The 18171-nt window shown below is 35.5% G+C and carries 17 protein-coding genes; 9 read left to right on the forward strand and 8 right to left on the reverse strand.

The window, feature by feature from the left end:
- Positions 1-109 precede the first annotated feature (109 nt).
- Positions 110-1597, forward strand: coding sequence for a tetratricopeptide repeat protein (locus tag FYC62_RS15750; protein WP_149075632.1), 1488 nt, complete (start codon positions 110-112; stop codon positions 1595-1597).
- On the opposite strand, the gene FYC62_RS15755 is transcribed toward FYC62_RS15750, so the two are convergent.
- From FYC62_RS15755 to FYC62_RS15790, 8 genes are read right to left on the reverse strand one after another with little or no spacing between them, the layout of a single operon-like run.
- Positions 1594-2250: a 1-acyl-sn-glycerol-3-phosphate acyltransferase gene (locus FYC62_RS15755; RefSeq protein WP_149075633.1), complete on the reverse strand. Its 657-nt coding sequence runs from the start codon at positions 2248-2250 to the stop codon at positions 1594-1596. The two genes, FYC62_RS15750 and FYC62_RS15755, sit on opposite strands and share 4 nt — an antisense overlap.
- Positions 2240-3067 carry an alpha/beta fold hydrolase gene (locus FYC62_RS15760; protein WP_149075634.1) on the reverse strand — a complete coding sequence of 276 codons (828 nt, stop codon included), beginning with the start codon at positions 3065-3067 and terminating at the stop codon, positions 2240-2242. The genes FYC62_RS15755 and FYC62_RS15760 overlap by 11 nt, the downstream gene beginning before the upstream one ends.
- Positions 3068-3073: 6 nt before the next feature.
- Entirely contained in the window at positions 3074-3469 is a 396-nt protein-coding gene (locus FYC62_RS15765; protein ID WP_039449955.1) for a holo-ACP synthase, read from the reverse strand.
- Positions 3459-4268 (reverse strand): enoyl-ACP reductase FabI, encoded by an 810-nt coding sequence (locus FYC62_RS15770; RefSeq protein WP_149075635.1) that lies wholly within the window; start codon positions 4266-4268, stop codon positions 3459-3461. The genes FYC62_RS15765 and FYC62_RS15770 overlap by 11 nt, the downstream gene beginning before the upstream one ends.
- The gene (locus FYC62_RS15775; RefSeq protein WP_149075636.1) at positions 4258-5610 is read right to left on the reverse strand and encodes a beta-ketoacyl-[acyl-carrier-protein] synthase family protein; all 1353 of its coding nucleotides are present in this window, start codon (positions 5608-5610) and stop codon (positions 4258-4260) included. The genes FYC62_RS15770 and FYC62_RS15775 overlap by 11 nt, the downstream gene beginning before the upstream one ends.
- Positions 5611-5617: 7 nt before the next feature.
- On the reverse strand, positions 5618-5872 hold the full coding sequence (locus tag FYC62_RS15780; RefSeq protein WP_149075637.1) for an acyl carrier protein: 255 nt from the start codon (positions 5870-5872) through the stop codon (positions 5618-5620).
- Positions 5873-5884: 12 nt separating this feature from the next.
- Positions 5885-6424, reverse strand: a complete 540-nt coding sequence (locus FYC62_RS15785) for a hypothetical protein (RefSeq protein ID WP_149075638.1) — start codon at positions 6422-6424, stop codon at positions 5885-5887.
- On the reverse strand, positions 6425-7147 hold the full coding sequence (locus FYC62_RS15790; protein ID WP_039449970.1) for an SDR family NAD(P)-dependent oxidoreductase: 723 nt from the start codon (positions 7145-7147) through the stop codon (positions 6425-6427).
- 307 nt (positions 7148-7454) lie between these two features.
- Between FYC62_RS15790 and FYC62_RS15795 the strand changes: the two genes are divergently transcribed.
- The 8 genes from FYC62_RS15795 to FYC62_RS15830 all read left to right on the forward strand — a co-directional run bounded on the left by FYC62_RS15795 (position 7455) and on the right by FYC62_RS15830 (position 18162).
- The gene (locus tag FYC62_RS15795) at positions 7455-8435 is read left to right on the forward strand and encodes a deoxyhypusine synthase family protein (protein WP_039449972.1); all 981 of its coding nucleotides are present in this window, start codon (positions 7455-7457) and stop codon (positions 8433-8435) included.
- A gap of 254 nt (positions 8436-8689) precedes the next feature.
- A complete protein-coding gene (locus FYC62_RS15800) occupies positions 8690-10051 on the forward strand; it encodes a cytochrome c3 family protein (protein WP_039449975.1) in 1362 nt (453 codons plus the stop codon).
- A gap of 43 nt (positions 10052-10094) precedes the next feature.
- The gene (locus FYC62_RS15805) at positions 10095-13115 is read left to right on the forward strand and encodes a TAT-variant-translocated molybdopterin oxidoreductase (protein ID WP_149075639.1); all 3021 of its coding nucleotides are present in this window, start codon (positions 10095-10097) and stop codon (positions 13113-13115) included.
- A gap of 24 nt (positions 13116-13139) precedes the next feature.
- Positions 13140-14612 carry an NrfD/PsrC family molybdoenzyme membrane anchor subunit gene (gene nrfD, locus FYC62_RS15810; RefSeq protein ID WP_039449980.1) on the forward strand — a complete coding sequence of 491 codons (1473 nt, stop codon included), beginning with the start codon at positions 13140-13142 and terminating at the stop codon, positions 14610-14612.
- Positions 14613-14614: 2 nt separating this feature from the next.
- The gene (locus tag FYC62_RS15815; protein ID WP_039449983.1) at positions 14615-15151 is read left to right on the forward strand and encodes a DUF3341 domain-containing protein; all 537 of its coding nucleotides are present in this window, start codon (positions 14615-14617) and stop codon (positions 15149-15151) included.
- Positions 15144-15725 (forward strand): c-type cytochrome, encoded by a 582-nt coding sequence (locus FYC62_RS15820; protein ID WP_039449986.1) that lies wholly within the window; start codon positions 15144-15146, stop codon positions 15723-15725. Before FYC62_RS15815 ends, FYC62_RS15820 begins: the two co-directional genes overlap by 8 nt.
- Positions 15726-15741: 16 nt before the next feature.
- Positions 15742-16962, forward strand: coding sequence for a hypothetical protein (locus tag FYC62_RS15825; RefSeq protein WP_039449990.1), 1221 nt, complete (start codon positions 15742-15744; stop codon positions 16960-16962).
- A 21-nt stretch (positions 16963-16983) separates the two neighbouring features.
- Positions 16984-18162 carry a cytochrome c oxidase subunit II gene (locus tag FYC62_RS15830; RefSeq protein ID WP_039449993.1) on the forward strand — a complete coding sequence of 393 codons (1179 nt, stop codon included), beginning with the start codon at positions 16984-16986 and terminating at the stop codon, positions 18160-18162.
- The last annotated feature ends 9 nt before the right edge of the window (positions 18163-18171 follow it).

The raw sequence follows: 18171 nt of genomic DNA on the forward strand, positions 1-18171 counted from the left end.
AACTTTTTTTTTCTAAAATTCATCTTCTTAGGCATTTTTATTGCTCATGATGCTAGGTTTTACAAATAAACCTTGATATTTAAACCCGGTTTATACGCTACTATTCATAATGTTTAAGAAAGTATTTTTATTTACTGTTTTTTTTGCCCTTTTAACAACGCAACTTAAAGCAAATTTTGATTTTAATAACAATTGTATCAAAGCTTATCAGGCTATTTTTGATTTAAGAATTCAAGATGCACAAGCGCATTTAAGAATAGAAAAACAACAACATCCGCAAAACGGAATCATCATTTTATTAGAGAATTATATAGATTTCTTTAGCCTTTTAGTCTCTGAAAATCAAGCTGATTATAACCGATTAAAGAATTTAAAAAGTACTAGGCTTAGTCTTTTAGAAGATCAAGATTCTAAATCTCCATATTATCTTTTTGCACAGGCAGAAATCAATCTACAATGGGGTATGCTCAAAAGCAGATTTCAAGATTATCTTTCTTCTGGCTTGGATATTAAAAAAGCTGATAACTTATTAAAAGAGAACGAGAAAAAATTCCCTACTTTTTTACCAAATCAAAAAAGTATAGGTTTGGTAAACGTCATCATGGGTTCTATACCTGCCAATATAAAAGGCGTTTTGCAATCTTTCGGTTTTAGAGGTAATGTAGAACAAGGCATAAAAAAGCTTGATCATCTTACCACATCTTTAACGCAAACACCCTATAACTTTTACAAAGAAGAAGTTGTTTTTTTACTGTGTTACATAGAAACAGACCTTATACAAAGTAAAAATAGCTATCAAAAAATTCTAAATCTTACGTCTTCATTTGGTGATGATAGTTTATTGAAAACCTATTTGCAAGGTTATATAGCTTACAGAAATGCACATAATGATGATGCTATTAAGTTTTTGCAGAGAAGGCCTACTAAAACTGGGCAATACCTAAACTTCCCTAAACTAAATTACCTGTTGGGTAATGCCAAATTAAACAGAAATGATTCTGATGCTTACGTTTATCTGGCTAAATACATAAACGAGTACCGGGGGATTAATTATGTGAAGGATGCTTATTTAAAGCTTGCTTATTACTATTATCTGAAAAATGATATCGCTAAATATCAAACCTTTGTTAAAATGGTTAAAATGAAAGGTAATGTTTACGATGAGAAAGATAAACAGGCTTTAAAAGAAGCCAATGACCACGCTCCTGATGTTTCTTTATTAAGAGCTCGTTTAAGTTTTGACGGAGGTTATTATACCAAAGCATTAGCCTATTTAAAAGATAAAAACCAAGCCGATTTTAAATTGCAAAAAGACCAAATAGAGTATTTTTATCGCTTAGGAAGAATTTATGATGCCTTAAATAAAACGCAAGAAGCTTTGGTAAATTACCAAAAAACCATTTATGCTGGTAAACAAAGTGCTTACTATTTTGCTGCAAATGCTGCGCTTCAAATGGCTTTAACTTTCGAAGAAAAAGGAGATAAAAGCAGAGCTGTTAATTTCTACCATCAAGCTATTAACATGAAAAATCATGAATACGAGAATAGTATAGAGAACAAGGCTAAAGAAGGTTTAAAAAGGCTTGGTGCCGATTAAGGATGCTTTTCTTCTGTAAACCTAAAATGCTTTTTTATAGCTTGTTGATGGTGTTGGTTTATTTTCTTCTGTAGTTCTTCAAAATGAAAGTCTTGGGGGCTACCACAATCTAGCATATGGAAATAAACAGATGGTTTTAAGCTCTCAAAATACTCGGTTAAATTACTACTCCATAACAATTGGCATTTTCCTTTTACCATAGGCAAGAGCTTGCAAATTCCGTCTTTCAAAGCTATATGCCTCACATACTGAGATTCTATATTTCCTTGCGGATACATCATCAATAAATTACCGGGTTTACTGAGTATTTCTGCAGCATATTCCATACTCTCTATATAGGTTTTAGAATGTGGAACAATAGAAAAACCACCAAAAAATCTCATCCAAAGGTTTTTTTGTAATTGCTTTTTTAAAATCATAAAATAAAAGCCATGGAGCCTTTGTTTAGGATTAATAGCATAATAACTTAAATAACAAGCCCAAAAACCATCCCAAAAACCAAGATGGTTACACATCAACAAATAGGAAGAATTGTTTTGAAGCGCTACATCATGAATAATCATTTTGTTAAAACGCTTTTTCATAAACCACATCAACAAACGAGCCGCTGCCATAAAAATAGGACGTGGTAATGGCTTAGCTTTAATTATCATGCAATAATTTCTTTAAATGATGAGGAAATTCAGCATTAACCAATTCGTGGTTAGCATCTAAAATTTCCTGTTTAGCTAAATGTATTCTCTTTAGAGTTGCTTCTGCAATTTTAACCGAATAGTTTTTGTCTCTAGCACCAAAAATAAAGATACTTTTTATTTGATGTTGATTAAGGTTTTGCACCAATTTATCATGATTCATCTTTAAATGCTTTAAATAAGTTAAACAAGCATAAAAAGAAAATCTAAGCTCGTAAGTAGCTATTTCTTGATATAAAATTTCATATATCTTTTGGTCTATCACCTTTAAGGATTTTATAAACTTTAAAAGTTGATGCATACCCTTATCGCTTAAAGCTAATTTTTCTAGTAATTTATTGCCTAGTTTTTTACGGCTTAAAAAAATCACCAACCAACCCGGTTTAAAACTTGATGGTGCGGCAGCAATAAACTCTAAAATCCTTTCAGGAGCCTCTTCTACAATTGTTGCAGCATAATGCGAACCCATAGAATAAGATAAAATTGAAAATTTATGGATTTGCTGCTCATCGCAAAAATCAGTAAAAAGTTTAGCTAATTGTACTTTGGTTATACCTTGTTTAATGCTAGCTAAATCTTGCTGCTTGAGTTTGGTTTCTTTATGAAAAAATAAATCAAAACCATAAAAGGTATAATCAGACCCTAGCTGCTCTTCTAAAAGTTTAAACTGCTTACCATGCATACCATAGCCATGGAAACAAAGCATTGCTTTTGGTCCCTTGCCAAACTTATAGTAATGAAGTAAGGCTATTGGATGTTGATAATAATGATTGGTCATAGGCAATTATATCTTCATCAAAGCGGCTGCCCAAACATAGTCACCATCGTGGCTAATGGTAAGGCTAATGAGTAAGTTTTTATAATCATTTGGTAGTATCACCTGGGGTTTCCCCGATATTTTTTCTCTTAAAATCTCTATTCTTTTAAAAGGTAATGGCTTTGAGTTTACTTGCTTTACTGCTTTATAAACTGCTTCTTTTGCTGCCCATGTAGAGGCGTACCTGAGCATATTATCCTCAAAAAGCTCACAATAATCAATTTCTGCTTGGGTATAAACTTTTTGTTTAAATAAAGGGTTAAAAGAAAGTTTAAAATCTGGAAGGAAAACTAAATCATTACCCAAAGAGAAATTCTTTTTTGGAATGAGTTCATCTAGGGTTTCTTCCAAATTATGCTTCATCTATGGCTACCCCCATGATATTAAAGCCCCCATCTGTAAAATGGATATTACCTGTAACTTTTTTCGATAAATCAGAAAAATAGTATAAAGCTGTATCTGCTACATCTGCGGCGCTTACATTACCTAGCGGAGCAGTAATTTTACCAATTTTACGAAGTTTTCTTACACCATTTACACCACCAGCAGATGTTGTCATGACTAAGCCTGCTGATACTGCATTAACCCTAACTTCTGCACTTCTAAAATGATGAGCTAAATATTGCATGATATTTTCTAAAGCAGCTTTATTAATAGCCATTCCAGCATAATTAGGGAAAACCCTCTGCGATGCATTATAGGTTAAAGTTAAAATAGATGCTTGTTTAGCCAAAAGAGGCTCTGCAACCCTACAAATTCTCAATAAAGAATAGGCGCTAATGTTAAATGAATCTACTAAATCCTCAAAAGGAATATCCATATATCGGCTAGCAGGTTCTGCTGAACCAGGGAAACTGTTACACATCACCAGCTGATTGCCATAAGCCACCCCATGTAAAATATAATCTATTGCGCCCCATTGTTCATAAACTTGGTTAAGAAAGCTTTTGATTTCCAGCTCGTTTCTAACATCAACCTGATGGTGAATTCCATCAATTTGATGGGCGTCTAACAATGTTAATACCTCTTCTTTGGTTTCTGCTGTATAGCTTATAGCTACTCTACAGCCCGATGCATGAAGTTTTAATACAACCTGAAAAGCAATAGAACTTTCATTTCTTACGCCAAAAACTACTGCTATTTTATTTTGATTATTTATCATCTCTAGAGATTAACATAGCGCTATTGGTACCGCCAAAACCATAATTTAAACAGGTAATACTATTTATTTCTTTTGTAAAGCTTTGTTGTTGTAATAAATCCCGGTAATAGGCTAGGGGTTCTTTAGAGCCTTCCCAATTTGATGTGGCTTGAAAAGTTTCTTGCTCTGGGTTTAAGTTTACGGCATTTAAACAAGGTAAAACCTCTTGTCTTTTTAGCATTAATATAGCTGCAATAAATTCTACAGCACCAGCAGCGCCCAACATATGGCCAAACTGCGATTTTGGCGCTGCAATATGGTATCCTTGATCTCCTAAGCTATCAACAACACTTAGTAATTCAATAGCATCCCCAGTAGGGGTAGAAGTACCATGTACCTTAACCACATCTGGTTTATAAGGGATATCTTTTAAAAGGCCTTGCCATAAGCGGCGTTGTCCGTTAAAAGATGGTGCAAACATATCTCCATCCCCATCAGAATTATTAAAATAAGCATCAATAACGCCTAAAATATTTGCGCCACGGGCTTTAGCTAAATCATAAGCTTCTAAACATACTATGCCAGCGCCAAAAGAGCAAACAAAGCCGTTTCTATCTTTATCAAATGGCCTCGAGCTTTCATGAGGCTCAAACCCTCTACTTAAAACCTGCATGCCATCAAAGCCTAAAAAGCTCTCTAAAGCTGTTCCTTCGGCACCTCCGGCAACAATGCGGTCTTGTAAACCAAAACTTATCATGCGATAGGCGTAGCCAATGTTACCTAGGCCTGTAGCACAAGCCGATCCGATAGCCTCACAAATACCTTTATTTTTGATAAAGCATGAGACATTGGCAGCTTCTCTGTAAACCATACCTCTATCTACATTATGGCCACCCACAAAGCGAGTTTTCTTGCCTAATACAAAGAAACTATGCCAAGCTATACGCTGTATTTCATTACCGCAGCTGCCAGAACCTACAACCACACCAGTTTGTTCAGATTCTACTTCTGCATTTGTCCAGCCAGCCATTTTTATAGCATCAGCAGTGCTTAGCATAGCCCAAATACTTCCAATATCAGCTGTAGCTAAATTATTGTCAGGTATACGATTGAGTAAGTCTATGTAGGTTTCTGGATATTCTTGAAGTAAGGTAGAATATACGGGTTGCAAGTGAGCTTCTGTTTCAGTAATGTAACCTGCAACATGCGAGCGTACATTTTTTCCATGAGCTACAGCTTTATCCCAATATCGGATAAGAGATTGGTTGCTAAAGAGTTTTTGCTCAAATTCATCTAAATTATTACAGGTAGGGAAAACCCCACCCATACCAACTACAGCTACTTTTCTGCCCTTAATACTCATGTTAATTTTAACCTTTGGATTTGATAATCAAATCTACAATATCTTTAACCTTAGAACCTAAATCATCAATATCTTCGTCTTCAAATTCTACATCAAATTTTTGTTCTGCTTTAGCTGCAATATTAATCATCTCGGTAGAAGGCGTTTTTAAATCAGCAATAAAGTCTGTCTCTTCTGTTACATGATTTAATTTTTCTTGATCTATAGTTCTTACAGTTCTTAAAATCTCTACTATTCCATCAATTATTTCTTGTCTTTCCATTTCTATAATTTATTATTTCTTTTTAATAGCCCTTCCGGTGATGCCAAAAAGCTCGGCAACCAAGGTAAAGTCTTCTCCAACTTCGTAATTATTTAGTTTTTCTTCGGTAAAATCTTTAAAATAATGATTTAAGTCTATGCCTCTGGGTATTTTATAAATACGCCCATCAACCACCATTTGCCTAAATTTATAAAAGATAATTTTCCCTATACTGATAAAAGTTTCTCCTTCTAGCAAATACGAATGAAAGTTAACCCCACCAATACTTATAAATGTTGGTATAAATTCGTCTTTACTGATACCCTGCTCCTCATTTCTTTTAACATAGCTTAAAAAAGCGGCACAAGAACCAGTAGTAGCTTGTGCAAAAGCTTCTATTTGGTCTACTCCTCTAAAAACGCCAAAATGGTCTTTAACATCCGCAGCGTTTGGTGTATAGCTTGCAACTATACCTGTTTTAGGGCTATGCCAATGGTATTCATGAACCAATAATTTGCTAGGCCCGTGTAATAGCATATTCTCTGGTTTTGTACCTACTAAATTTTCTAACATCTAAAAAATACCTCCGTTGATATTGATATTACTACCGTTTATATAAGCCGCTTTCGCGGATAAAAGAAAAGCTACAGTTTCTGCAATATCTTCTGCTTTTCCAAATCTTCTAAGTGGGATATGACTTAAATATTTGTCTTGCTCTGTCTGTGGGATAGCAGCTGTCATATCTGTTTCAATAAATCCAGGAGAGATGCTTAAAATCCTAATTTCATGTTTTTCATAAATAACGCCTACTTCTTTGGCTAATGATTTTGAAAAAGCAATAAGTCCTGCTTTAGTAGCCGTATACACGGCTTGAAACGCATTTCCAGTTTCGGCAACGCAAGAACTCATGTTAATGATAACGCCTTTTTGCTGTATACCAAATATTTTTAAAGCTGTTTTGGCAATTTGTATAGGCGCTTTTAGGTTTACTTGTATCAGTTTATCTATGTCTTTTTCTGGCTGATAAAGTAAAGGCTTATCTAAAGTAATCCCAGCATTATTGATGACTGCATACAGGTCATCTCCATGTTCTGCTTTTAAGGTTTTACAAAAAGCAGTTACTTCTTCGGGTTTAGAAAAATCAGCCTCAATAATGTAATTACCTTCTTTTAAGTGTTGTATGTGATTTGCTTTAGAAGCGTGTAAAATAAGACAGTAGTCTTTATTTAATGCTTGAGCTATGGCTAAACCTAAACCCCTGCTTGCTCCTGTAATTAAAACTTTTTGTTTATTCACGGTATGCTGGTTGCAAATATGCTCTAAGTCTTCAAAAATAAAAAATCTTAAGGGATTAACAATTTTTGAAGAAAATTTATGATTTAGGAGGAAAGGCTCATGTTAATATGAATGAAAATTTAAATATTTTCTTCTTTTTTTAGATACGTTAGTTATAGAGCAATCGCTTAAAAGTTCATATTCTTAAAGTATAGGTTCTTATAAAATCATGTAAAACATTAAAAATAAATTAGAATTAAGAAGTATAAATCTGTAAATCTCTCAATTCTGAATCAAAATCGTATTTTTGGACAAAATTTTTATTAATATGAGCGTACAAAGAGGACCTATATCACAATTTATAGAAAGAAATTACCTCCATTTTAACGCTGCAGCTTTAATGGATGCCGCAAAGGGTTATGAAACCCATTTAGATGAGGGAGGAAAGATGATGATTACCCTTGCTGGTGCTATGAGTACTGCAGAGCTTGGAATTTCTTTAGCAGAGATGATTCGTCAAGATAAAGTTTCTATTATTTCTTGTACCGGAGCTAATCTGGAAGAGGATATTATGAACTTGGTGGCACATTCTCATTATAAAAGAGTTCCTCATTACCGTGATTTAAGCCCTCAAGACGAGTGGGATTTACTTGAAAATCATTACAACCGTGTTACGGATACTTGTATCCCTGAGGAGGAAGCTTTCAGAAGACTACAAAAGCATATCCATAAAATCTGGAAAGATGCCGATGATGCCGGAGAGCGTTATTTCCCTCATGAATTTATGTACAGAATGTTATTGAGCGGAGATTTAGAGGAATATTATGAGATAGACCCTAAAAACTCTTGGATGTTGGCTGCTGCCGAGAAGAATTTACCTATCGTTGTACCAGGATGGGAAGACTCTACCATGGGTAATATTTTCGCTTCTTATGTAATTAAAGGAGAAATGAAGCCTACAACCATGAAAAGCGGTATCGAGTATATGGCTTGGTTGGCAGATTGGTATGTGAAAAACTCAGAAGGTAAAGGCATAGGCTTCTTCCAAATTGGTGGCGGTATTGCGGGTGATTTTCCTATTTGTGTAGTACCCATGCTTTATCAAGATATGGAAATGGAAAATATTCCTTTTTGGAGTTATTTCTGTCAAATATCAGACTCTACAACTTCTTACGGTTCTTATTCTGGTGCTGTTCCAAACGAAAAAATTACTTGGGGTAAATTAGATATAGATACACCTAAATTCATTGTAGAATCTGATGCAACCATTGTTGCACCTTTAATTTTTGCATGGCTTTTAAAACAATAAATTATATACACAAGAATTTTTAGGATGAAAAAATGTGACGATTATCAACCTAAAATAAAAAATTGCGTTTTTAATGATAATAAGGCCAATTTTTAATCTTGTTTAGAATGATTTTAAATTGTTAAAATCAGTCATCAAATTGTCAGCCAAAAGGTTTTTAATTTTACTTTTGTGATTCGAAAATGAGGTGTAACACACAGTTTAGTCGCATTTTCAATCAGGAAACATTTAAATTTTAGTATAACAAACTCAATATGAGAAACTTCTCATCTGATTTTAGAAGATTGGTAAGATCCCTTATGATAGTTACGGCTATCACTTTAGGTACTTCGGGTATGGTGTCTGGGCAAGGAACTCCTGCAGATTCTACACAAGCAGCTGGTGCAGCAGCGCCTGCGGCAGGTGGAGCAGCTGTAAATGGTGATCCTGTGGCTGGTGAAGCACTCTACAAAGCTAACTGTACTTCTTGTCACGCTATGAACAAGCGTGTACTTGGTCCGGCTTTAGCAGGTGTAAACCAAAAGTACAACGATGAAGCCTATTTAATTAAGTGGATCAAAAACGCTCCGGCCATGGTGGCTTCAGGAGACGAAAGAGCTGTTAAAATTTACGAAGAGTACAATAAAGCAGCAATGACTCCATTCCCTCAGTTTTCTGACGATGACGTTAGAAACATCTTAGCTTACATTCAAGTTGAGGGAGATAAAAAACCAGAAGCTGCCGCTACAGGTGGTGCTGCTGCTGGTGCAGAAAGTGCTGACACTGGTGTGAGCAACTTTATGATTATCGGATTAGTTGCTGTCATCTTAATTGCATTCTTAGTTATTTTAGTGCTTAACCGTGTAATTTCAACTTTAGAGCGTCTTTTATTAAATAAAGGCGAGGCTATTTTAGCAGAAGAAGACGAAGTTGAAGAAGAGGCAAAAGATAAGTTTGCTGGTTTAAAGAGAATGGCTAAAAACAAGAAACTAGTTTTCTTTGTGGTTTTAGGCTTCGTAATTTTATTAGCTTCTTTTGGTACGGTAGAAATGTGGAACACAGGTGTTCATACAGGTTACCAACCAGTACAGCCAATTAAATTCTCTCACCAGTTACATGCTGGTACAAATCAAATTGATTGTCAGTATTGCCACTCTGGAGCTTGGAAGTCTAAAAATGCTACCATTCCATCACTTAACGTTTGTATGAATTGCCACAAATACGTACAAGCTACTGAAAAGTATGATGGAGAAATTTCACCAGAAATTAAGAAAATTTATACCGCTTTGGATTATAATCCAGAAACTCAGGCTTATGGAGATAATCCTCGTCCTATAGAGTGGGTTAGAATTCATAACCTTCCAGATTTAGCTTACTTTAACCACTCTCAACACGTGAAGGTTGCTGGCATTGATTGTCAGAAATGTCACGGTCCAATAGAGACCATGGAAGAAGTTTATCAGTATTCTCCTTTAACCATGAAATGGTGTATTAACTGTCATAAAGAAACTGAGGTTAAACATGAAGGAAACGCTTACTATGATAAGGTAATTGCTGCTCATGATCAAATCAAGAAAGGCGAGAAAGTTACTGCAGCAGTTCTAGGTGGTTTAGAGTGCGGTAAGTGTCACTATTAATATTAAATAATTAGCATAAACAATACAGTCTTATATAGCTTAAATGGAAAGCACAAAGAAATATTGGAAAGGTTTAGAGGAGCTGCAAAAAACTCCAGAATTCGTAGAAAACAATAAAAACGAGTTTTCTGAACCGCTTCCTATAGAAGAAGTATTAGAAGGTACCGGATTAGCAGCGGCTACTCCGCGTAGGGATTTCTTAAAAGCAATGGGCTTTGGTTTAGGTGCTGTTACTTTAGCAGCATGTAGCGAAGCTCCAGTTCGTAAAGCAGTCCCTTACCTCATCAAGCCAGAGGAAGTAACCCTTGGAATTCCTAATTATTATGCATCAAGTTATAAAGGTGCTGGTATATTGGTTAAAACACGTGAAGGTCGTCCTATTAAAATAGAGCCTAATCCTTCTTGCCCTATCAATGGCGGAGGTTTAGATGCACAAGCGCAAGCTTCTGTTTTAGATCTTTATGACGTTTCTAAACTAAAAGGTCCTTTATTATCTGGTTCAGAAGCTTCTTGGGCTGATGTAGATAGTTTTGTAAAAGGAGAGTTAAATAAAGTTCAGGCTTCAGGAAAAGCAATCGCTATTGTAAGCTCAACAGTTAACAGTCCTTCTGCAAAAGCAGTAATAGCAGACTTTATCACTCAATATCCAGCTACAAAGCATGTAACTGTTGATCCAGTTTCTTATACTGGTATCATCAAAGCAAATGAAGCTAGTTTCGGAAAAGCTGTTTTGCCTCAGTATCATTTTGAAAAAGCTCAGGTTATTGTAAGTTTCGGAGCTGATTTCTTAGGTACTTGGATTTCTCCAACACAATTCTCTAAGCAATATGCTAGCAATCGTGATATCAAATCACTAGAAGCTAAGAGAATGTCTAGACACATTCAGTTTGAGTCTGGTATGAGTACAACTGGTACTAACGCAGATTCACGTATCGCTATTAAAGTTTCAGAAGAAGGAGCTGCAGTTTTAAGTTTATATGCTGCTTTAACTGGTGCTGCGGTACAAGGCGCTACTTTAAGTAATGCTGGTGCTGCAAGCGCAATAAAACTAGCTGCTAAAGAATTACTAAATGCTAAAGGAGCTGCTTTGGTGGTTTCTGGTTCTAATGATATCGCAACACAAACTGTAGTAAACGCTATTAACACTTTCTTAGGTGCTTATGGTACTACTATAGATTTAGATAATCCATCATACCAATACACTGGTATAGATACAGACTTCAATACTTTAGTTGCAGATATGAGTGCAGGTAAAGTAGGTGCTGTTTTCTTCTTAGAGAGTAATCCAATTTTTACTTATCCAAAATCAGCAGATTTAGCTAACGCTTTAAGCAAAGTTGCTTTAAAAGTTTCTTTTGCTGATAGACAAGATGAAACTGCTGCTTTATGTAGTGTAGTTGCTACTAACCATAACTATTTAGAATCTTGGGGTGATGCAAATCCAGTAGAAGGATACTATACTTTAGTTCAACCTACTATCAACCCAATATACAACACTCGTCAGGCAGAAGAAAGCTTGTTAGTTTGGTCTAATAATCCTGTTCAAGAGTATTATACTTATGTACAGAATAACTGGGCTAAAACAGCTTTAGTTGCTTCTGGTAAAACTTGGAATGATGTTTTACAAACAGGTTCTGTACAGTTAGCTGCTAAACCAGCAGGAGCTTATACTTTCGCAGGAAATGTTAATGCTGCTGCAGCTTCTATTGCTCAAGCATCAAAAGCAATTGCTAAAGATGTTGAGTTGCAAGTTTATGAATCAGTTGCAATTGGTAGTGGTGTACAAGCTAACAACCCATTATTACAAGAGTTACCAGATCCGGTTTCTAAAGTAACTTGGGATAACTATGCTGCTCTTAACCCTAAATATGCAGAGTCTTTAGGTATCAATCAATTTGATATTGTAACGCTTAAAGGCGGAGATTACGCTATTGATTTACCTGTTTTATACCAACCAGGACAAGCTCAAGGTACAGTTTCTGTTGCTTTAGGTTATGGTAGAGTAAAAGCTGGTAAAGTAGGAGATGCGGTAGGTAAAAATGCTTATCCTTTCTTAAGCTATATTAATGGTACTTTACAGGGAGTAAATTCTGTAAGCATCACTAAAACTGGTGGTTTTGAAGAATTAGCTCAAACACAAACTCACCACTCTTTTGAGGGTAGAAATGTGATTAGAGAAGCAACTTTTGCTGAGTATAAACATGACGCTACTCATGGTAGTGGTAATCATGGTGCAAAACATAAAACTTACGATTTATGGAATAAGTATGATCAGCCAGGTCACAACTGGGTAATGGCTATCGACTTAAATGCTTGTACTGGTTGCGGTGCTTGTATCGTAGCTTGTAACGTAGAAAATAACGTTCCGGTTGTAGGTAAAGATGAGGTTCGTCGTCGTCGTGAGATGCACTGGTTAAGAATAGACCGTTATTACACTTTCAACGAAGAAGGTAAAAAAGTTACAGAGGAGAAAGAGATTGAGGCTATAGAAGGTGCAATGGAGAACGTTTCTGTCGTTCATCAACCAATGCTTTGTCAACACTGTGAGCATGCACCTTGCGAAACTGTTTGTCCTGTATTAGCAACTGTTCACTCATCAGAAGGTTTAAACCATATGGCTTATAACCGTTGTGTAGGAACACGTTATTGTGCAAACAACTGTCCTTATAAAGTACGTCGTTTCAACTGGTTTAACTACTGGAATGATTCTCGTTTTGATAACTATCTAAACAATGAGTTTACACAATTAGTGTTAAACCCTGATGTAACTACACGTTTCCGTGGTGTTATGGAGAAATGTTCAATGTGTATCCAACGTATTCAAGCTGGTAAATTAGAGGCTAAAATTGCTAAAAGAGAAATTAAAGATGGAGACATCAAAGTTGCTTGTCAGCAAACATGCCCTACCAACGCGATTATATTTGGAGACGCAAACGACCCTAATTCAGAAGTATCTAAAGCATTAAAGAACGAAAGAACTTATTATGTTTTAGAAGAACTTAACGTTCAACCTGGAATAGGTTACATGACAAAAATTACTAACACTGGATTACAGGAAGCTTAATATTTAAAATAATAGCATCAAGATATGGCATCTCATAACGAATCAATATTAAGAGAACCGTTAATTACAGGAAAGGACATTACGTATGCAAGAATTACGAATGAAGTTCTTTGGCCTGTAGAAAATAAACCTAATAAAGCCTGGTGGATAGGCTTTATAGTATCAGCTTTAGGCGCTTTACTATGGGTAGGGGCTGTAAGTTATACTTTCTATTACGGAATTGGAACTTGGGGATTAAACAAGACCGTTGGTTGGGCTTGGGATATCACTGGTTTCGTTTGGTGGGTAGGTATTGGTCACGCTGGAACACTTATTTCGGCAGTACTTTTACTATTCCGTCAAAACTGGCGTAACTCCATCAACCGTTCTGCGGAAGCGATGACAATTTTCGCCGTAATATGTGCTGCTACTTATGTAGTATCTCACATGGGACGTCCTTGGTTAGCCTACTGGCCTTTACCATTGCCAAACCAATTCGGCTCATTATGGGTGAACTTTAACTCACCATTAGTTTGGGACGTTTTTGCAATCTCTACTTATTTCTCGGTTTCTCTTTTGTTCTGGTATACAGGTCTTTTACCTGATATCGCAACCATCAGAGACAGAGCAACAGGTTTGAAAAGAAGAATTTATTCTGTACTTTCTTTCGGTTGGACAGGTTCAGTAAAAACATGGCAACGTTTTGAGGCAGTGTCTCTAATTCTTGCAGGTGTTTCAACTCCACTTGTATTATCAGTACACACCATTGTATCTATGGACTTTGCTACTTCGGTAATTCCTGGATGGCATACAACCATTTTCCCTCCTTATTTCGTTGCAGGAGCTATTTTCTCTGGTTTTGCTATGGTACAAACCTTATTGTTAATTGCTCGTAAAGTATTAGGTCTTGAAAATTACATCACCATGTTCCATATAGAATCAATGAATAAAATCATTGTATTAACGGGTTCTATAGTAGGTGTTGCTTATTTAACAGAATTATTTATCGCTTGGTATTCGGGTGTAGAGTATGAGCAATATGCATTCTTAAATAGGATTTCTGGTCCTTATTGGTGGGCTTACTGGTGTATGATGACTTGTAACGTAATCACTCCTCAGTTATTCTGGTTTAAAAAGATTAGAACAAGTATTCCTATTTCTTGGGTATTATCTATCATTGTTAATATCGGTATGTGGTTTGAGCGTTTTGTAATTATCGTTACCTCACTACACAGAGATTACATTCCATCAAGTTGGGCTATGTTTTATCCTACTTGGGTAGATATTTCCATATTTGTTGGCTCTATTGGTTTGTTCTTTACCTTATTCCTATTATTCATCAGAGTATTACCATCAGTTGCTATGGCAGAGGTAAAATTATTGGTGAAAACTTCTTCAGAGCAAAGCAAGAAGAAACTATTAGAATCTGGAGTTATTAAACCAGAGGAAGCTGAGTATTACAAAGAGTCTTTAACCAAGTTTGATAGTGTAGATCAGGCAGATTACGCAAAAATTTAACAATGAGCAATATCAAGTATATTTTAGGACATTTTGAAGATCCGGATGACATGATGCATGGGATCGACAAGCTAAAAGAAAATAATATTAGCATTTATGATGCTTATACACCAATGCCTATACATGGTATAGAAGACAAACTTGGTGTTAAAAGAAGCAGATTACCAATCGTAGCATTTATTTGCGGTATCACTGGAACTTTTACAGGTTTCTCTATGATTTATTATATGATGGTACATGACTGGCCTATGAATGTTGGTGGTAAACCAGCGTTTGCTTTCCCAGATTTTATTCCAATCATGTTTGAGTTAACCGTATTGTTTTGTGCTTACGGAATGGGTATAGCTTTCTTCTTTAGAACACACTTGTTCCCAGGAAGAGCGCCAAGAGTAATGGATTTAAGAGCAACAGACGATCGTTTTATCATTGCAGTTGATGCTAATGAAAATGCTGATCATGATAAAATTAATTCTCTTTTAAAAGATGCTGGTGCTGTAGAAATTAAGCACAATGAAAGGAGATATGTAAGTTATGAATAAGACCAGTATATTAGGTTTGGCTTTCTTAGCCATTACCGCTATAACCGTGATGAGCTCTTGTAAAGATAAGAGTAAACCAGGTTTAGAGTATGCTCCGAATATGTATGACGCAATAGCTTACAATCCGGATCAGAAAAACCCAAATTTTGCAGATGGTAAAACCGCACAGGTACCACCAAGTGGTACAAACCCTGTAGGCTATGCTCGTTTCAACTATCCAGATACAAGAGAAGGTTATGATGCTTCAAGTGTTGGCATCGTAAATCCACTTGCTGTAACTCAGAAAAATCTGGAAGAAGGAAAGCAATTATACGTTGCTATGTGTGGTCCTTGTCATGGTACTCAAGGTAAAGGAAATGGTTCTATTGTAGAATTAGGTAAATATCCTGCACCTCCATCATATTCAACTGGTGTTTCATCAAGAGGTGGCGCTATGAAAGATTTAACCGATGGCAAAATTTACCACACTATACAGTATGGTATAAACCTAATGGGATCTTACGCTTCTCAACTTTCTCCTGAAGAAAGATGGCAAGTAGTAATGTATGTTCGTGAATTACAAAAAATACAATAATTGATTAAGATATAAAATGGGAGCTCATAATCATACATACAATTTTTCAGAGCAGTATGAATTCTCTGGAAAAGCCAAAACTTACAGTTTAATAGCCATTGTTATTGGTATTGCTGCTATAGCTTTTGGTTTCTTAACTGGACACGCAGAGCGCACTTTTGCTAATCTGTTATTAATGAGTTATTACTTTACTTGTATTTGTGCTGCTGGATTGTTTTTTATAGCCGTACAATTCGTAGCTCAAGCCGGTTGGTCTGCTGGTTTAATTAGAATACCTCAGGCATTTGCTAAGGTTTTACCTATTGCTAGTATTATTTTAATAATCGTAGTAGCTTCTGGTTTATTAAGCCATAACCTATACCATCATTGGAACCATGAAGGAATAACAGATCCAACATCTCCAAACTATGATGCGCTTATTGCTGGTAAAGCTAGTTACTTAAACGTTCCTTTCTTTTTAACAAGATTGGTGTTCTTTTTAGCTCTATACTGCATCTTTGCTTTCCTTCTACCTAAATTATCTAATAATGAGGATTTAGAAGGTGGATTAAATAGTTACAAGAAAAGCATTAAATACTCTGCTATATTTTTAGTGATATTTGGTTTTACTACACCTATATGGTCTTTTGATGTTATCATGTCTTTAGAAGCACACTGGTTCTCTACCATGTTTGGTTGGTATAACTTTGCAGCTATGTGGGTAACTGGTCTAGCATCAATAGCTATAACAGTGATTTTATTGAAAAGAGCAGGTTACTTAGGATGGATTAACGAGAATCATTTACACGATTTAGGAAAGTTCGTTTTTGCTTTCTCTATTTTCTGGACCTATGTATGGTTTGCACAGTTTTTATTAATTTATTACGCAAACATTCCGGAAGAAACTGTGTATTTCTATAAAAGATTCGAGCCTGAATATTTACCATGGTTTTGGGTTAATATAGTAGTGAACTTCGTTGCTCCATTATTGATCTTAATGACTAGAGACGCGAAACGTAAAACAAATATGTTATTGTTTGTTTGTATCGTTATCATCTGTGGACACTGGTTAGATTACTACATGATGATTATGCCTGGTACCGTAGAGTCACACAGAGGGTTTGGAATCATAGAAGTAGGTACATTTTTAGGATTTGTTGGCTTATTTGCTTTCTTTATGTTAAATGCCTTAAGCAAAGCTGCTTTAGCACCTAAAAATCATCCTTTCTTACAGGAAAGTGTACATCATCACATTTAATATTTATAGATACTTAGAGATATGAACTTGAAAAAGTATTTTAATTTAAAAAGCTTGTTTACAGCACTAGCCCTAGGAAGTTTATCCCTAGGACAGGTTATGGCTCAGGCTACAGAAGAAGCGGCTAAGAATGAAGGTTTAGGTAAGACTGTTTCTTACTACATTCTATTATTCTTACTAGCATGTGTGTTTATTGGTATTATTGGTAAGGTTTTACAGGTTTATGAATTAACTCGTAAAATTCAAGGTAAGAAAAGTGGTATCGCTTGGGATAAGTTTAACGGCGTTATGTTTGCTGCAACTTTAGTTCTTGGTTTATATGGTTCTTACTGGTCTTATACGGTACATGGTAATTTAATCTTGCCAGAATCTGCATCAGAACATGGAGTAGCTATTGATAGTATGTTTAATGTTACGCTTATCATTACAACATTTGTGTTTGTGGTAACACATATTATCTTATTCTTATTTGCTTACAAGTACAAACATAGTCAAAAACGTACTGCTTACTATTACCCTCATAATAATACTTTAGAGAAATACTGGACGATTATTCCTGCTATTGCTTTAACAGTTTTAGTTTTAATGGGATTCTTCATCTGGAGAGGTATTACCAATATCCCTAAAGACCAAATGGCTAGCGCAATACAAATTGATGTAACTGCTCACCAATTTGCTTGGGATGTTAGATACGCTGGAAAAGATAACGTCAACGGTAGAAAAAATTATAAACTTATTGGAAGTTTAAATGGTCTAAACAATTTAGGTCTAGATTTGTCTGATAAGAGAAATAATGACGACTTAAAAGTGACCGAGATAGTACTTCCAGTTAATAAATCAGTAAGATTTACCATTGGTTCTCAAGACGTATTACACAGTTTTTATATGCCTCACTTCAGAGTTCAGATGAATGCTGTTCCAGGAATGCCAACTTTCTTCCAGTTCACTCCTAAAGTTACGACTGCAGAAATGCAAGAGAAAACTAACAATCCTGAATTCAATTATCAGTTGTACTGCGCTAAAATTTGTGGAGGTTCTCATTACAACATGAAGTTTTTGGTAAGAGTTGTTTCTGAAAAAGAGTATCAAGAGTGGTTGAAAGAGCAAAAACCAATTGTTACCGAGGAAATGAAGAAAGAGTATCAGTTAGCTTTAAGCAAACAAAACTCTGTTAATAATCAAATTGCGTTAAATAACTAATTATAATAA

The organism is Pedobacter aquae, assembly GCF_008195825.1.
Classification (GTDB): Bacteria; Bacteroidota; Bacteroidia; order Sphingobacteriales; family Sphingobacteriaceae; genus Pseudopedobacter; species Pseudopedobacter aquae.

Bases quoted from the DNA above. Each gene is read 5' to 3' on its own strand.
- FYC62_RS15825 (WP_039449990.1), top strand. From the start codon at position 15,742: ATGGGAGCTCATAATCATACATACAATTTTTCAGAGCAGTATGAATTC.
- FYC62_RS15800 (WP_039449975.1), top strand. From the start codon at position 8,690: ATGAGAAACTTCTCATCTGATTTTAGAAGATTGGTAAGATCCCTTATG.
- FYC62_RS15780 (WP_149075637.1), bottom strand. From the start codon at position 5,872: ATGGAAAGACAAGAAATAATTGATGGAATAGTAGAGATTTTAAGAACT.
- FYC62_RS15760 (WP_149075634.1), bottom strand. From the start codon at position 3,067: ATGACCAATCATTATTATCAACATCCAATAGCCTTACTTCATTACTAT.
- FYC62_RS15755 (WP_149075633.1), bottom strand. From the start codon at position 2,250: ATGATAATTAAAGCTAAGCCATTACCACGTCCTATTTTTATGGCAGCG.
- FYC62_RS15785 (WP_149075638.1), bottom strand. From the start codon at position 6,424: ATGTTAGAAAATTTAGTAGGTACAAAACCAGAGAATATGCTATTACAC.
- nrfD (WP_039449980.1), top strand. From the start codon at position 13,140: ATGGCATCTCATAACGAATCAATATTAAGAGAACCGTTAATTACAGGA.
- FYC62_RS15770 (WP_149075635.1), bottom strand. From the start codon at position 4,268: ATGATAAATAATCAAAATAAAATAGCAGTAGTTTTTGGCGTAAGAAAT.
- FYC62_RS15815 (WP_039449983.1), top strand. From the start codon at position 14,615: ATGAGCAATATCAAGTATATTTTAGGACATTTTGAAGATCCGGATGAC.
- FYC62_RS15775 (WP_149075636.1), bottom strand. From the start codon at position 5,610: ATGAGTATTAAGGGCAGAAAAGTAGCTGTAGTTGGTATGGGTGGGGTT.
- FYC62_RS15805 (WP_149075639.1), top strand. From the start codon at position 10,095: ATGGAAAGCACAAAGAAATATTGGAAAGGTTTAGAGGAGCTGCAAAAA.
- FYC62_RS15830 (WP_039449993.1), top strand. From the start codon at position 16,984: ATGAACTTGAAAAAGTATTTTAATTTAAAAAGCTTGTTTACAGCACTA.
- FYC62_RS15795 (WP_039449972.1), top strand. From the start codon at position 7,455: ATGAGCGTACAAAGAGGACCTATATCACAATTTATAGAAAGAAATTAC.
- FYC62_RS15820 (WP_039449986.1), top strand. From the start codon at position 15,144: ATGAATAAGACCAGTATATTAGGTTTGGCTTTCTTAGCCATTACCGCT.
- FYC62_RS15750 (WP_149075632.1), top strand. From the start codon at position 110: ATGTTTAAGAAAGTATTTTTATTTACTGTTTTTTTTGCCCTTTTAACA.
- FYC62_RS15765 (WP_039449955.1), bottom strand. From the start codon at position 3,469: ATGAAGCATAATTTGGAAGAAACCCTAGATGAACTCATTCCAAAAAAG.